10 protein-coding genes are annotated in these 16,920 nt (G+C 28.8%); 4 read left to right on the top strand and 6 right to left on the bottom strand.

What is annotated here, in order from left to right; translation table 11 throughout:
• Window positions 1-130: 130 nt before the first annotated feature.
• Genes OY14_04225 through OY14_04215 form a run of 3 tightly spaced genes read right to left on the bottom strand, consistent with a single transcriptional unit; the run spans window position 131 to window position 3,865 of the window.
• Window positions 131-1,561 (bottom strand): arginine:ornithine antiporter, encoded by a 1,431-nt coding sequence (locus tag OY14_04225; GenBank protein ID AJA90617.1) that lies wholly within the window; start codon window positions 1,559-1,561, stop codon window positions 131-133.
• Between the two features lie 39 nt (window positions 1,562-1,600).
• Window positions 1,601-2,584, bottom strand: coding sequence for an ornithine carbamoyltransferase (locus OY14_04220; protein AJA90616.1), 984 nt, complete (start codon window positions 2,582-2,584; stop codon window positions 1,601-1,603).
• 51 nt (window positions 2,585-2,635) lie between these two features.
• A complete protein-coding gene (locus tag OY14_04215; GenBank protein ID AJA90615.1) occupies window positions 2,636-3,865 on the bottom strand; it encodes an arginine deiminase in 1,230 nt (409 codons plus the stop codon).
• Between the two features lie 178 nt (window positions 3,866-4,043).
• On the opposite strand from OY14_04215, the gene OY14_04210 reads away from it, so the two are divergent.
• From OY14_04210 to OY14_04200, 3 genes are read left to right on the top strand one after another with little or no spacing between them, the layout of a single operon-like run.
• On the top strand, window positions 4,044-5,657 hold the full coding sequence (locus OY14_04210) for a lipoprotein (GenBank protein ID AJA90614.1): 1,614 nt from the start codon (window positions 4,044-4,046) through the stop codon (window positions 5,655-5,657).
• Window positions 5,658-5,666: 9 nt separating this feature from the next.
• A complete protein-coding gene (locus OY14_04205) occupies window positions 5,667-6,269 on the top strand; it encodes a ribonuclease HI (protein AJA90613.1) in 603 nt (200 codons plus the stop codon).
• Complete coding sequence (locus tag OY14_04200) at window positions 6,229-6,771, top strand: hypothetical protein (protein AJA90612.1); 543 nt, start codon at window positions 6,229-6,231, stop codon at window positions 6,769-6,771. Before OY14_04205 ends, OY14_04200 begins: the two co-directional genes overlap by 41 nt.
• Before the next feature lie 24 nt (window positions 6,772-6,795).
• Here the strand turns inward: OY14_04200 and OY14_04195 are convergent, their stop codons facing one another.
• From OY14_04195 to OY14_04185, 3 genes are read right to left on the bottom strand one after another with little or no spacing between them, the layout of a single operon-like run.
• On the bottom strand, window positions 6,796-10,245 hold the full coding sequence (locus tag OY14_04195) for a membrane protein (GenBank protein AJA90611.1): 3,450 nt from the start codon (window positions 10,243-10,245) through the stop codon (window positions 6,796-6,798).
• Complete coding sequence (locus OY14_04190) at window positions 10,200-13,052, bottom strand: excinuclease ABC subunit A (protein ID AJA90661.1); 2,853 nt, start codon at window positions 13,050-13,052, stop codon at window positions 10,200-10,202. Before OY14_04190 ends, OY14_04195 begins: the two co-directional genes overlap by 46 nt.
• A 15-nt stretch (window positions 13,053-13,067) precedes the next feature.
• Window positions 13,068-15,056 carry an excinuclease ABC subunit B gene (locus OY14_04185; GenBank protein ID AJA90610.1) on the bottom strand — a complete coding sequence of 663 codons (1,989 nt, stop codon included), beginning with the start codon at window positions 15,054-15,056 and terminating at the stop codon, window positions 13,068-13,070.
• Between the two features lie 136 nt (window positions 15,057-15,192).
• Between OY14_04185 and OY14_04180 the strand changes: the two genes are divergently transcribed.
• Window positions 15,193-16,902: a phosphomannomutase gene (locus OY14_04180; protein AJA90609.1), complete on the top strand. Its 1,710-nt coding sequence runs from the start codon at window positions 15,193-15,195 to the stop codon at window positions 16,900-16,902.
• Window positions 16,903-16,920 lie beyond the last annotated feature (18 nt).

The raw sequence follows: 16,920 nt of genomic DNA, 5'->3' as shown, positions 1-16,920 counted from the left end.
CTATTAAATAATAAATTTATTTATTATTTAATAGTATACAAAAATCCATCTTCATCGAACGCATGCATGATTGAGGCGGCTACTTGCACACAATTAATCAATAACAGCAAATTTAAAAATAAATAATGCTCTAAATACTCAAATAAACATTAGCTATAATAACTAAAATACAAATAAAAAACTCGATAATAAATAATGGAAGAACAAACTTAAACCATGTACCATAACTCAATTTAGATATTCCCAATACAGCCATTATAACTCCACTTGTAGGGGTTATTAAATTAATAAGCCCAGACGAAGTCTGCATAGCAATAACAACTGAAGACCTTGGCATTGATAAGAAATCAGCAAGTGGAGCCATTATTGGCATAGTAAGACTAGCATGGCCTGATGAAGACGGTACAACAAATCCTATAAATATTTGAACAATTTCATTTAAAATAATAAAAAGGGGTCTTGGAAGATTATATAAAAAATTGGTAGCAGCGTTTAATATAGTGGCTGTAATCAAACCATCATCGCATACTATCATAACACCTCTTGCAAGCCCAATAACAAAAGCTGCTGTTATCAAACTTTTAGAGCCTTCCACAAAAGCATCCCACATTTCAGATTCACCCAATCTACAAATAAAAGCTGAGATAATGGCAACTCCAAGATATAACATTGTCATTTCCTGCATCCACCAACCAAATTGAACAATACTAAATATCAAAACCAATAGCATAAACCCAAATAAAAGCAAAACTAATTTATGAGCAAACGTAAATTCAATAACATTTTTATCATCATTCTTAATCAAAAGCTCATTTTTTTCTTTTTCAACAAAATGTTGATAATGTTCATTTTTTTGACAATAAACAAGTGATTTTGCAGGATACTTTTTAATTTTAGAAGCATAAGCATAAACATAAATTATGGAGACTAATACGGATACAACATAAAGAACAATCCTAAAATAAAATCCATCTTGTAAACTAATAGAAGCTATTGCTGATGCAATTCCCGTAGCAAACGGATTTACAGTAGAGGCCATAGTACCTATTCCAGCTCCCAAAGCAATAATAGCCACTCCAACAAGACTATCATAACCCAAAGCCACTATCAAAGGAATCATAACAAAATAAAAAGGAAGGGTTTCCTCACTCATTCCAGTTACAGTTCCGCCAATTGAAAAAATAAACATCAATAAAGGAATAAGCAATTTATCTTTATGCCCCAACTTTTTGATTAAATGAGAAATTCCTGCATCTATTGCTCCTGTTTTCATAATAATCCCATAAGCACCACCAACAATCAAAACAAACACAATAACCTCAGCTGCATGTTCCATACCTTTTGACATTGCAGTCAAAATAGTCATAACAGGATGCAAAAATCCCCTTGGACCTCGATCTACAGAATGATACGTTCCAGCAACTATTATTTCCCTTTTAGATCCATCGCTCATTTCCTTAAATTCTTTATCAAACTTACCAGCAGGAATCACATATGTTAAGATAGTAACAAATACAATTAAAGAGAATATTATCGTAAAACTACTTGGCATTTTGATCATAACGTTCCTCCTAAACAATTTCATACAAATAAAATATAGTTATCCCAAAGTTGAAACCATTACAGCTTTAATAGTATGCACTCTATTCTCAGCTACATCAAAAACAACTGAATTTTTACTTTCAAAAACTTCTTCTGTAACTTCAATCCCATTAAGTCCATATTTATCAAAAATATTCTTACCAACCACAGTACTTAAATCATGAAAAGCGGGCAAACAATGCATAAATATTGCATTATCATTTGCTATGCTCATTAACTCTTTATTGACCTGATAAAACTTTAGAAGATTTATCCTACTTTCCCAATTACTCTCACCCATAGATACCCACACGTCTGTATACACAACATCAGCACAGTTAACAGCCTCTTCTTTAGAATCTGTAATTGTAATTTTACCCCCACTCTCCATAGCTAAAGATCTGGCTTTAAGAGTCAAATTAGAGTCTGGGAAAAGCTCTTTGGGAGCAAAAATTCTAAAATCAATCCCCATAATAGCGCAACCTTTCAATAAAGAATTAGCAATATTTCCCCTCCCATCACCACAAAACACCAATTTAAGCCCTTTCAACCCTCCTTTATGTTCCTCTATTGTCATTAAATCGGCAAGTATTTGAGTTGGATGAGAAACATCTGTTAATCCATTGTAAACAGGAACATTAGAATAATTTGCCAAACATTCAATAGTCTGTTGAGAAAATCCTCTAAATCCAATAGCATCATACATGCGTCCTAAAACCCTGGCAGTATCTGCCATAGACTCTTTTATACCTATTTGATTACCTTTAGATCCCAAATAGGTAATATTTGCTCCTTGATCATAAGCTGCGATTTCAAAAGCACACCTAGTTCTTGTTGAATCTTTTTCGAAAATTATAACTATATTTTTACCTTTAAGTTTTTGCACCTCAATCCCTGCATATTTTGACTTTTTTAAATCTAGAGATAAATCAAGTAAATATCTAATATCTTTGCTTGTAAAATCCAAAAGATTTAAAAAGCTTCTATTCCGTAAATTATACATAACAACCCCCAACCTTTACAATTGGTTTTTTTAAAACTAATTTATCAAATATTAAGTATCTTCTCTTATTAAAGGCATGGACATACACCTTGGACCACCACGACCTCTTGAAAGCTCGCTAGACGGAATTCTATGAACCTTAATGCCATTTTCTTCAAGTAACTTATTAGTCACATGATTTCTAGAATAAACAATTACTTCTCCTGGAGCTATAGCTAACACATTAGCACCATCATTCCATTGCTCTCTTGCACCATGTATTAAGTCTCCACCTGCACATTTTATTATGTCAATTTTCCTGCCAAGGTAAAAACTCAAAACATCTTTAAGCCTAGCTTTTTCTTTTTTAATATGAATTTTATTGGAACTTGAATTACAAGTTAAAGCATAAATTGTAAAATACATATCATCACTTGTAAAACTGGTAAAAACACTAAAATCAATTTGAGTAAAAACTGTATCTAAATGCATGTAAGACCTATTTTTTGGAATTTTAAAAGCTAAAATTGTATTAAATGTAGCCTTATTTTTAAAAAGACTACTAGCTAGTTTTTCGACAGACTCTGCTTCCGTTCTCTCAGAAATTCCAACAACCAAAAGATCTTTACTTAAAACAAGTTCATCCCCACCTTCCAAGGAAGTTTCTTCTCCTCTATTATACCAAATTGGAACATTTTCTTTATAAATAGGATGATACTTGAAAATATACTCGGCAAATATTGTCTCTCTGCACCTAACCTTAGTGCACATTTTATTTATTGTAATTCCATTACCAATGCTAGCAAAAGGATCTCTGGTAAATAAAACGTTAGGCATAGGATCAATAATAAAAAGACTCGCACCATTAACTAAATCATCAAGAGAAGATGTGTAATTCTTAAGCTCTTCTCTTGTAACACCCGAAATCATTTTAGAAATCATATTATTAATGGTTAAATTAGAAAAATAATCCTTTAAAAGGCTAATTTTACCCTCTGTTTTTATTTCTGCCTCAAGAATAAATTGAGATATAAATTTATTCTTGATCACTACAGAAGAAATAAGTGCCTCACTAATAAGATCTTCAACATACTCAATTTCAACTGAATTATTTTTTAAAATATTTGCAAAAACTTCATGCTCTTGCTTTGCAACTTTAAGATAAGGAATATCATCAAATAAAAAATTTTTCATAATCAAGGGTGTTAAATTCTCCAATTCCTCTCCTGGCCTATGAAGCAAAACTTTTTTCAAACGACCTATTTCCGAAAATATATTTATTGGATTTAAATATTCTTCCATTGATTTCTCCTTCATCAAAATTGCCATATATTTAAATATTAAAATTTATATTAAAAAATATCAACTATTTTTAACATATTTAAAAATATTAAACACCTAAAACTTATAAAAAAATAGAAAAAAGATTATTAAAATGCTTTTGATAAAAACCTTAACATAAGTATGATAAAATACTACCATGAAGAAAATTAATAAATTGATATCGATATTAACTACATATATCTCAATGCTCTCTTGTTCCTTAATTAATGACAACAATACAACAAATCTAAACACATCAGAAATCTTATTAACACAAAAAATACCACTAGAAGGATCTTTATTAAAAAATCCTTCCAATATAGAATACCGAATACCAATAGCCAATATCCAAGAAATTTTAAATAATAATGATAATTATTTTTTAATAAAACAAACAGCAGCGAAAATCAAAATAAGTCCACAAAAACTAGAAGAAATAAAAAACTACTTAAATGCTTATAAAAATTATTTAAACAGTGAATCAGAATGGACTAAGTTTATAGATCAAAGCAATATTAATGGCAATCTAATAATTAAAATTGATACTGCTTTTGAAAAAAAAACAAATTTTAATCATACAAACTCAGATAATGAAAAATTGACAGAATTAATAGAATTACAAATGCACCTAGAAAAAGAGATTTTAAACCTAATTGAACAAACATTCCATAACAAAAATTTAGGATACATACAATTAAGCTATATAAACTCATTCTTTCCTCAAGAAAATATAAACTCAATAACAAAAGAAATAATAAACGGAGAAGAATATGTTGCGCCCCATATAATAGCAAATCAATTATTAAAAATAAAAGACAAAAAATATTTTGAACAATTTATGAATTTTTTAAAAGTTGAAAACAGTATAATAAAAATAATAATTGAAAAACAAAGATTTGCAGACCTTCATAATGAATTGTATTATTCAAAACAACCTAAAACAGCTAAAAGAGTAAGAAGGTCAACTGTTGACTATAATAACAATCAATATGATCTAATTCCTAAAATAATAGACCCAAATACAGGCATTGAAATAACACCTGAAAAATTAAGATCGCTTTTATCAAATGGCGACATAATACTAATAAAACCCAAAATAGATTGGACAGAGTTTTTTTATTTTTGGCAACATGTAGGAATATTTGATGAAGAAAAATATGAAGCTACTAAAAAAATTGCATTCAACGGAAATGATAGCTTTGATATAAAATCAATAATTACAAGTAATCAAATCAAATTCGATACAGCATCAACTCAAGGATCGGGATATGAAAAGCTTTCAACATATGTACAATCAAGAATATTAAAAATATTCTCACCAATAACAGATAAAAGAACAATTCAAAAAGCTATTAATTTTGGAAGAAGCAGATACATTGACAATAACTTTGGATACATGATTCCATTAATATCTTCTAATTTATGGACAGATTCATTTAATCTTGAAGAAATTCATAACAAAACCTATTGTTCTTTAGTAGTTGATAGGATATATAAAATAGCAGGACTTAATGTATCAAGAAACTACGAAATTTCGGGAATAATTACTCCTGGAGAAATAAATGCAGCCGCTTACAATTTTTACATGTCTTACACAATTACGGGAATACTCCCAAGCATGCTGCCTAAAAGGCTTATTAAACCAACCTTAAAAGAAAAATTCATTGGCTATAACAAAGAAATAGTAGATGTAATAGAATCAAAAAAATCGAAAGAAAAAATCTTTGGAAGAGCTTGCAACATAACAAACTTCTGGTGTTCAGGAAGCTGATACTACCTTATGAGCAAATATTATGCATGCATTTTAATCAATAGTAATGAAAAAATTATTTTCAAATCCTGGGAAGAATGCAAAACTATTATCAAAGGAAAAAACAATAAAATAAAAAGCTTTAAAACATTAGAACAAGCTCAAAATTGGCTATTCAACAATGAAAATAAAATTTGCCATCACCCACCAATTGGAATATATTTTGATTCTGGAACAGGAAGAGGAAAAGGCGTAGAGATTAGGGTTGTAAACGAAAAAGGAATTTCAATATTGGATAAAATCCTAGATAAAGCTTTAATTAATGAATATGGCAATCATTATATCAAAAATTTTCAAGGAATTAGCAATAACTTCGGAGAACTGCTTGCCCTATATACAGCGCTAAAAATAGCATTAAAAGAGAATATAACAACCGTATTTGGTGACAGTAAATTAATAATTGACTATTGGTCAAAAGGAATCTATAATAATAAAAAATTAAAAGAAACTACTATTAATTTGATCAAAAAGGCAGTTATACTAAGAAAAAAATTTGAAGAACAAGGTGGAAAAATTTCTTTTGTTCCAGGAAATGAAAATATTGCAGACCTGGGCTTTCACAAGCTTAAGTAAAGATATTGCCAAAAAATCCATAAAAACAATATTTTTAATTTCAATAAGCTGTTTTTCTTGTTGTTCAACAGTGAAAACAACTCATAATTATGAAATTAATTTTAAAGTTTTAGAGTCTTCCTCTAAATACATCAACATAGACACAATTAAAGCAACAAACGAATTTATCCATATTCAAATTACAAACAATAGTTTAGATATAGTAAAAATAGATTGGCAAAACACTAGTCTTAACAACAATAAAATTGTCTTTAAAAAAGAAGATCTTGCAATAAACAATAAAGAAACCTATAAAAATAAATATAGAGAGTTTTTCATTGGCCCTAAAACTTCATTTAAATTTAACGCATATCCACTAGAAATCTTTTCCAAAAACAAAAATAGCAATATTTTAATCTCTTCTATTAAATATCCATCTATTTTAAAACTCAACATAACAAAAGTAGGAATTGATACAAAAAAAACAATAAATATTTTAATAACAAAAACTATAAAAAAATAATATTGTTAATAAATGAAAACCTTCTTATTTTTTTGTTTTTCTATTAATGATAAGCTCATAGTTTGTATCTTTGTTATTTTCAAACGATGCTTTTACTGGAGCAAAAAAATTCCAAGAAATATAAATTGTAAAATTATTTCTCCAAATAGGAGAATAAATCCCGTCAGACCCTCTTAACAGATCTGGTTCTAAATTATATTCACCAACAAATTTCCAATCATAAAAATTGAATTTAAAACCTGATGAAAATTTTTTAATTTTAAAAAGTGAATCTTTTCTGTCTTGAGAATTAAAAAAATTAAAAGATTTCAATAAATCAGTAAAAACATTGACAGACTCAAGGCCAATTTGGTCCATATATCCTTTAAAGTATTTAAAAGTCTTGGTATTCACAGAACGAGTAGAAAAATAGATTTCAAAAAATTCTGTATATTTAACCTTAAAAGTTAATGCGGACCAAAGTTCATTATCCGTAAATTTTTGCAAATTTATTTTCCAACCAGTATCTATCCCTAAAGAAAAAGAAAGTTTTTTATCAAAAAAATTTAAAACATACAAATCCTTTTTGTAACTAGAATCGAAAGAATACGGAACAAGTTTAGTTGTAATTCCAATCTTAGAAAAATCTCCTTTTAAAGGGTCATAATTATATTCAAAATCATCTTTCATTACAAACAAAAACTGAAAATCGAAAACATTAAGTTTAAATGAAAGTTCAGAAACTCTGTTTATTAAAGGATCATAGGCAGCTAAAAACCTAAATTTAAAATAATCCAAATATCTCGGCTCAATTTTATAATACAAAGCAGGAGCCATTTCTAAATTTTTATAAGGTGATGATGGTTTTTGGGGCTCCAAAGGATTTAAAAAAGGCTGAACAACAGAAATTCCAGGGTTTTTCAAAACATCTTCTTTAAACTTTTTAGAATATTTAATCCCAATTCCAGCTTCTTGTAACAAATAAGGAAAATCTAAGGAAATTTTAAGTTCAGAAGAAGCTTTAATATCTTCAAAACTATTTTTCAATTCACCTGAAAGCTCAGCATTAAAATAATTATAATCATAAATTAAAGAAGCTGTTAAACTTTGATAAAAAGTTTCTGGATCAGATAAAAAAATACTACTATTCTTATTAACCAAAGATTTTGCAGCAGCATCATACTTTTTATTAAATGAATAAAAAGTAAATTTATTCTCAAACTTTAAAACACTTCTAGAGAATAAGGGATACCTAATAAAAGGAAGCAAGTTTAAATTTATTTGATTAATAATAGAATGTTCACTTTTTTTATCTTTCTCTTCAAGTTTAAAATCTTTATTTAAAGGATTGTACTCAATAGTATTAAGATATAACAAATTTTCAAAAGTAATTAAACGATTATAAAAATCAGCATGGATTTTTATATCCGTTTTGTTTTTTATATCAAATAAATAATTTTTTATCTCATAATTAAAGTCTTTTGGACTTGTTATTCCATAATTATTGAAAAAGACATTATTTCTTAAATAAGGATTAATGCCAAACCTAACAAAAAAAGAATCGAATTGATTAGTCTCATTTGAAACAATTGGTTCTGGGGAAATGTATAAATTCTTGCTTAAATCTTTTATTTTTTCGGTATCTTCTCCTTTAACAATATTTTTATCTTTTTCTTTGATGTTTTTAATTTCTGGACGCATTATCATTTCTTTAGCATTATTTGAGGAGAATATCCATTTATTATTGTAAAGATCTTTCTGAAAATTTAAATCAATATATGGAAAATAAATTCTCTCCAAATAAAACCATTTTCTTGTGGGATCATTTATCTCCTTTGGTTTCTCCAAAGGAGATTTAACATAAAGATTCTCGTAACCTGATAATTTAAAACTTAAACCTAAATTATTTAACTTGTAATCTAAAATTGAATTATCATCAAATGTTCGACTATAAAAAGAAGACAAATTCCAATCAAAAGTGTTAATGCTAGTTTGCTCTTTAACTGAATCTTTATCTAAATTTAAAAGAGAAAAAAATGTAGAACCTTCTATCCTATCTCTAAAATCAATATTAACATATGGATCAGAATAGTGCTCTAAAAGAACTGAAAAAAGTGCATCACTTAAAAGAAATTCTGTTTTTAATTTAAATAAATATCTAAAAGGAACTTCAAATCCAAATATGTCTCCTTTGTTAAGATTGGAAAAATTAAAAAGAGATTGTTTTAAAGTTCTATTATCAAAAGGATAATATCCACCACCGTAACTATAAACATTTCTAGTAAAGCCTAGCCCAAAATTTCCTTCAAAAGTTTTAAAATATACTAAAGTATTTCCCAAATCAAAATCAATTCCGGAATAAAATCCTAAATTAGCATAGATATCAAAAATTAATTTAACATAATCTTTATCTACATTGGATGATGAATTTTCTGCAAAAAAATAAGTTAAATATCCATTTCTTATATAAGGTTTTTTACTTGAATTATAAACAGAATTGAAATCAAAATCTAAAAAAGAAGAATCTTCGCTAGAAGATTTCTTGCCAAGAAGATAAATAGTATTAAAAATAGAAAAACCTTTTCGTGGATTTAAACCTAAAGATGGATTAAAAAACAAACTATCTCCCGGTCTGAAAAAAAAAGGAATATAAAACACCGGAACTTTTCCCATATAAAATATAGCATTTAAAAATCCAAAATCTCCTGAAGGCAATACCCATATTTTAGAAGCTTTAATAGAATAGTAAGGCTCTGGAATTTTACTAGTTGTTGCAAAGGCTTGTTCCAAAATAGTAACATCATTATCTATTTTTTTTAAAACCTTTCCTCCAAACGAAAGAATATGATCTATTTGATTTTTTTGCATTTTTTTTTGAAGAATGCCGTCTTTTAATAGAAAATTTTGAGAATCAAAATCAACAAAAAATTCATTACCATAAAAATAAAGCTTTTCATTAGAGTCCATATCAAGAATATATTCGACATTTCCAATAGAATAAAGTTTTTTTGAGTTCTTATTAAGTACTATCCTATCACCTTTAATATTATGTTTCTTATTCTCTTTAATATCTTCAACCAAGATATTAACTCTTCCTTCAAAAACAATATTTTCATCCTTAGTAAGTTCATAAGTAAAATTCTCAAGATTGTCTGTAGTCTCAATTATTATTTTATATCTACCAGATCCAGCAAGTCCTTTTCCTTTGATAAAAAGCTCAGGATCTATTCCAAACTTTTTTAAAAGCAATTCTCGTATTTTTGAAACATCTGTTTCTTTTAAGCCTTCTTTTAAAGCCCATTTTTTCAAATCTTCATCAGTTGAAAGCTCAAGTTCTCTTAAATAAGATTTTTGACTTAAAGTTAATTTATCTCTTCTTTTTTTATAATTTTCATCATTTACAGTCTGAGCAAAAATTACATTAGAAACTGTTAAAAAAATAAACAATATTACAAAAGATTTTTTAAAAACATTCCTGTATAGGAATTCTCGCATTTTGCAACCTCTTCAGGAATACCAGAAACAACAATATTCCCCCCTGCCAATCCACCATCAGGACCCAAATCTATTATATAGTCTGCCTGTTTAATTACATCCAAATTATGCTCTATGAGTACAACTGTATTACCATTAGAAACTAAGCGTTGCAAAACTTCTAACAACTTCTTTATATCATCAAAATGTAATCCGGTTGTTGGTTCATCAATAATATAAAAGGTCTTACCTGTACTCTTTTTACTTAACTCAAAAGCTAATTTAATACGTTGGGCTTCTCCTCCCGATAAAGTTGTTGCAGATTGCCCTAACTTAATATATTCAAGACCAACTTCAATTAAAAATGTTAAATAATGATTAATTTTTGGAACATTCTCAAAAAAATTTTTAGCTTCAAACACACTCATCTCTAAAACATCATGTATATTTTTCCCTTTGTACCTAACTTCTAAAGTCTCTTCATTAAATTTTTTACCCTTACACAAATCACAAGGAATAAAGACATCTGGTAAAAAATGCATTTGAATATTAAGATATCCGTCCCCCTGACATTTCTCGCACCTTCCACCTTTAACATTAAAAGAAAACCTACCGGCTTTAAAACCTCTTGACTTTGCATCCGGAAGCCTAGCAAAAAGTTCTCTAATTTCTGTGAAAAATCCAACATAAGTTGCCGGATTTGATCTTGAAGTTCTGCCTATTGGCTTTTGATTTATTTGAATAATTTTGTCGATTTTTTCGTATCCAACAATATCTTTAAAACCGTCACAATAATTTACATTAAGCTTCAATCTGTTATCAAGAGCTGGATATAAGACCTCGTTAAGTAAAGTACTTTTTCCACTACCAGAAACACCTGTTATTACAGTAAAAACTCCCAAAGGAATGCTTACATTAATATTCTTAAGATTATTTTTATTAGCACCTAAAAGCAAGATTTCTCCCTTATCTGCCTTTCTTCTAGAACTTGGAACATTTATCTTAAACTTACCGCTCAAATATTGACCAGTCAAACTACTCTTACTATTTAAAATATCAGTTAAAGTTCCCTTTGCAACTATTTCTCCTCCAAGAATTCCAGCACCAGGGCCCATATCAATAATATAGTCTGCAGTACGCAAAGTTTGCTCATCATGCTCAACAACAATTACCGTATTGCCAAGATTTTTAAGATTAACAAGAGTAGAAATTAATTTCTCGTTATCTTTTTGATGAAGACCAATACTTGGCTCATCAAGAACGTAAATAACACCTGAAAGCGCTGATCCTATTTGAGTAGCAAGCCTAATGCGCTGAGTCTCACCCCCAGAAAGACTACCCGATATTCTATTTAAATATAAATAAGAAAGACCAACATCAATTAAAAATTTAAGCCTACTTTTAATCTCCTTTAAAATTTCTTTAGATATTTTTTCATCCACCACATCAAGCTGTAAGTTTTCAAAAAAAACATAAGAATCAAATACAGATAAATTGCTAAGATCTTGAATATCTCTTCCATTGATTTTTACAGTTAAAGCGCCAACGCTTAAGCGCTTCCCCTTACATGAATTACAAATTTTTTTAGACATCAAATTTTCGTAAAACATTTTAGTACTCTCTGATTCTGTTGCAAGATATCGTCTTTTTAAAAGAGGTAAAAGACCTTCAAATTTTTTAGAATAATGAAACCCTCCATCCAACTCCTTTGCTTCCATTTCTTTGGACTGATAAATAAAATCTATGTTTTCATTTGAACCGTATAAAATCTGTTTAAGAACTTTGTCCGGAATGTCTTTTACAGGAGTATTTAATTCAAAATTATAATGCTTAGCAAGTCCTTTAAAAATAGCTACTGACCAAGACGAACTTGTCTTAAACGTAATAAAAGCATCATCATTAAAAGAAAGGCTGGTATCAGGACAGATACTCTCAAAATCAAACTCGAGCGTAACTCCAAGCCCAGAACACTCGCTGCAAGCACCAAATGGACTATTAAATGAAAAAAGCCTGGGCTCTATCAAAGGAAGTGAAAATCCACACAAAGGACAACTATTATGCTCTGTAAAGAGTCTATCTATTTTTTCCAAACCATTCTCAATCTCCGCTCGCAAATATCCATTAGAAACAGAAAGAGCAGTCTCAATAGATTCTGCAAGCCTAATCCGAACATTATTGCTAAGTTTGATTCTATCAACTATGATTTCAATGGTATGTTTTTTATTTTTATGCAAATTCAAATTAAGCGCATCTTCTATTAAATAATCTTCAGAATTTATTCTGACTCTATTGAAACCTTGATTTAATATCTTTTCTAAAACTTTTTTATGCGAACCTTTAGAGCCCTTTACAATTGGCGCAAAAAGTACAACCTTAGACTCCTCAGAATAACTTAAAATAGTATTAACTATTTTATCCAAAGATTGTTCTTCTATTAACCTGCCATCATTTGGACAGTAAGCTTTACCTATTTTAGCAAATATTAGTCTATAATAATCATAAATCTCAGTAATTGTTCCAACAGTAGAACGAGGATTATTACTTATTGTTCTTTGCTCAATAGCTATAGAAGGAGAAAGGCCGTCTATATAATCAACATTAGGTTTTTTCATTACGCCCAAAAACTGCCTAGCATAAGCTGAAACAGATTCCATATACCTTCTTTGCCCCTCTGCAAAAATAGTATCAAAAGCCAGCGAAGATTTACCAGAACCGCTCTTGCCAGATATTACAACTAAACTATCTTTTGGAATATCAGCATCAATATTTTTCAAATTATGTTCTTTTGCTCCCCTTACGATAATTTTTTTTTCCAATTTTTTTTCCAAAGATTAACCTCTCTTTTACTTACTACGCCCCGAAATAACTTTGCTACCAAGCTCTTTTATTTTATCTCTTAAAACGATTGCATCTTCAAACCTTTCCTCATTAACAGCTTCTTCTAGCTCAAATTTAAGCTTATTAATAAGCTTTTTTTTAGGCAATTTATCATCTGAAATAATTTTTTCAAAATCATAGCTAATCTTTTTGTTGCTAAGCTCTTTTTCTAAAATATTTTGAATCTTCTTAACAATTGTCTTAGGAGTAATATTATTTTTTTTATTATAATCAATCTGAATTTGACGTCTTCTATTAGTTTCTTCAATTGCCTCCTGCATAGCTGCACTTATTTTGTCGTAATACATTATTACAAGTCCATTAGAATTTCTAGCAGCTCTGCCAATTGTTTGTATTAACGAAGTAGTAGACCTTAAAAAGCCCACTTTATCGGCATCCAATATTACAACAAGAGATACCTCTGGAATATCTAAGCCTTCTCTAAGTAAATTAATACCAACAATGACATCAATTTCAGATTTTCTAAGCAATGAAATAACTTCTACTCTCTCAAGAGTATCAAGTTCTGAATGTAAATATTTTGCTTTTACACCAAGACTTACTAAATATTCAGTTAAATCCTCAGACATTTTTTTTGTCAAAGTAGTAATTAAAACTCGCTCCTTAAGAGTCACTCTTTTTTGAATCTCACTATAAAGATCTTCCATTTGCCCATCAGAATGCCTAATAATAACTTCTGGATCAACAAGACCTGTGGGACGAATTATTTGATCAATAACAACACTACTTTTCCGGTTCTCTTCAGGACCTGGAGTTGCAGATACAAACACAGCCTGATTTATTAATGTGTCAAATTCATCATATTTAAGAGGTCTGTTTTCAAGAGCCGCAGGAAGTCTAAATCCAAAATTAACGAGATTTAATTTTCTAGAATAATCTCCATTATACATTCCTCTAAATTGCGGCAATGTAACATGAGATTCATCTACAAATAACAAATAATCTTTTGGAAAAAAATCAAAAAGACAATAAGGCCTCCCCATTGTACTTCCACTTAAATATTTAGAATAATTTTCAATGCCTGAGCAAAACCCCGTTTCTCTAAGCATTTCTAAATCGTACTCTACTCTTTGCTTAAGCCTCTCAGCTTCTACAAGTTTTCCATTATCTTTAAAATATTGACATTGAAGATCCAAATCATAAGATATTTTAGGTATCGCTTCTAATACGTTTTTATAAGGAATTACAAAATAAGATTTAGCAAAAAGGGTGAAACTATTTGTGGTTCCTAAATTTTTCTTAGAAAATGAACTAATCCTGTATATTTGAACAATTTCATCAAAATCTAAACAAATTCGATAAGCAAACTCTCCATGTTCACTGCTAGGCCAAATTTCAATAATATCTCCCTTAATTGAAAATTTATCTCTCTCAAGATTCATCAAAGTTCTCTCATAGTAAAGTTCTACAAAAATATCTGATATTTCTTTAATAGAAATTTTTTGGCCTACAAAAAATTCTCGTGCTGACTTTTTGAAAAAATCTGGAGATCCAAGTGCATAAATTGAAGACACAGTTGCAACAACAATAACATCTCGTCTCTTAACAAGAGACGTGACCGTTCTTATTCTCTTTATTTCTATTTCAGAATTAATAGTAGCTTCTTTTTCAATAAATAAATCTTTTGAAGGAACATAGGATTCTGGTTGATAATAATCATAATAAGAAACAAAATATTCAACAGCATTATTTGGGAAAAAGTCTTTAAACTCTCTATAAAGTTGCGCCGCTAATGTTTTATTATGGCTGACAACTAAAGCAGGTCTGTTTAAATCTTTGATTATATTTGCAACTGTAAAAGTTTTCCCACTACCTGTAACACCTTTTAATGTTTGATACTTATTCCCAAGCAAAATAGAATTTTTAATCTTTTCTATTGCTTTAGGCTGATCACCAGCAGGTAGATATTCTGACTTCAAAAAAAAATCTATCATTAACTTAACGACCAAAATTCAATACACATTCTTATAAATTATCTAATAATAAATTCTATATCAAGTATATAATTCATTATAAATCAATATAATTTAATTAGTCTTTGTTTAAAGAATAAAATAAAAGGAAAAATTGATGCAAAAAATTAAAGCCAAAAAAAAATTAAAAAATTACATTATTCTTGAAAAGGATAAACATTTTCAAAAAGAAGCAATAAACATACAAAAAAAAAACAATGATAAAGAAATTCTAAACAGATTCTACAAAGACCTAGAATTTGGCACTGCTGGTATGAGGGGAATTGTTGGAGCTGGAACATGCTACATAAATACATATAATGTAAAAAAAATAAGTCAAGGAATATGCAATTATGTGCTTAAAATAAACAAAAATCCTAAAGTTGCAATAAGTTATGATTCAAGGTACTTTTCAAAAGAATTCGCTTACAGTGCTGCTCAAATTTTTGCCTCAAATAATTTTGAAGTGTACATATATAAAAGCTTAAGACCTACTCCCCAACTATCTTATACGATAAGAAAATTTGATTGTGATGTTGGTGTTATGATAACAGCAAGTCATAATTCAAAAGAATATAATGGCTATAAAGCATATTGGAAAGGTGGGATCCAAATGATGCCGCCTCACGACACACTAATAACTAATGAAATACAAAAAGTAAAAACCATAATAAATATAATGAGTATACAAGAAGGCATTGAAAAAAAAAATATTAAAGAACTTGGTAATGAGATAGATAAAGAGTACTTGGAAACAATAAACAGAGAATTCCCCGATTTTCAAGAAAAGAGCAAAAAAATAAACTTAAAAATAGCCTACACGGCCCTACATGGTACTGGTGGAACCATAATAAAAAAATTATTTGCAAATAGCCAAATACAGCTTTTTGTAGAAAAAAGTCAAATAATGCCAAACTCTGAATTTCCAACAATAAAATATCCTAATCCTGAAAAAAAAACAGCAATGCTAAAAGTAATAGAGCTTGCAAAAAAAGAACACTGCGACATTGCCCTTGCGACAGATCCAGATGCTGACAGAATAGGAGTTGCATTTAAAGAACAAGACGAATGGATATTCTTAAATGGAAATCAAATATCCTGCATTTTAATGAACTATATGCTCTCAAAAGAAATAAACCCTAAAAATACATTTGTAATATCATCATTTGTAACAACACCAATGCTAGAAAAAATTGCAAAAAAATATGGTTCTGAGATTTTTAGGACTTACACAGGATTTAAGTGGATGGGAAGCTTAATTGATGAAATGGAAAAAAAAGAACCGAATAAAAAATTTACCTTTGCATGCGAAGAAAGTAATGGATATCTAATTGGAAGAGAAGTTCGAGACAAGGATGCCTTTTCAGCCATAAAAGGGATTTGTTCTTTAGCACTTGACTTAAAAGCTAAACAGCAAACAATTAAAAATTATCTTGAAAAGATATACAAAGAATTTGGATATTATGAAGAATTTAATATAGAAAAAGACTTTGAAGGGGCTGATGGAGAAATAGAAAGAGAAGCTCTAATGTTAAAGCTAAGAGAAGAACAAAAAGTACAATTTGCTGGAATTAAGATAATTGAAAAATTAGATTATAAAACTCTAAAAAAAACCAACTTCAAAAAAGAAATTTCAGAAATAAAAGAATATAAATATCCTATAAACGCAATAAAATTTATACTTGAAAACGAAATTGTAATAACTGTAAGACCATCTGGCACAGAGCCAAAAATTAAATTTTATATATCTGTAAAACTTGAATATAAGGAAAAACATAAAATATTTGATATAATAAATGCAATAAAGATGGAGATAAAAAAATATTAACATAACAGAAAATCTAAT

It is taken from the genome of Borreliella chilensis (assembly GCA_000808095.1).
Classification (GTDB): Bacteria; Spirochaetota; Spirochaetia; order Borreliales; family Borreliaceae; genus Borreliella; species Borreliella chilensis.
The sequence above is the reverse complement of the archived record's forward strand: the minus strand, read 5'-3'. Positions and strand labels throughout refer to the sequence as shown.

Coding starts and splice junctions, on each gene's coding strand:
- OY14_04225 (AJA90617.1), bottom strand. CDS start 1,561: ATGATCAAAATGCCAAGTAGTTTTACGATAATATTCTCTTTAATTGTA.
- OY14_04220 (AJA90616.1), bottom strand. CDS start 2,584: ATGTATAATTTACGGAATAGAAGCTTTTTAAATCTTTTGGATTTTACA.
- OY14_04215 (AJA90615.1), bottom strand. CDS start 3,865: ATGGAAGAATATTTAAATCCAATAAATATATTTTCGGAAATAGGTCGT.
- OY14_04210 (AJA90614.1), top strand. CDS start 4,044: ATGAAGAAAATTAATAAATTGATATCGATATTAACTACATATATCTCA.
- OY14_04205 (AJA90613.1), top strand. CDS start 5,667: ATGAGCAAATATTATGCATGCATTTTAATCAATAGTAATGAAAAAATT.
- OY14_04200 (AJA90612.1), top strand. CDS start 6,229: ATGAAAATATTGCAGACCTGGGCTTTCACAAGCTTAAGTAAAGATATT.
- OY14_04195 (AJA90611.1), bottom strand. CDS start 10,245: ATGCGAGAATTCCTATACAGGAATGTTTTTAAAAAATCTTTTGTAATA.
- OY14_04185 (AJA90610.1), bottom strand. CDS start 15,056: ATGATAGATTTTTTTTTGAAGTCAGAATATCTACCTGCTGGTGATCAG.
- OY14_04180 (AJA90609.1), top strand. CDS start 15,193: ATGCAAAAAATTAAAGCCAAAAAAAAATTAAAAAATTACATTATTCTT.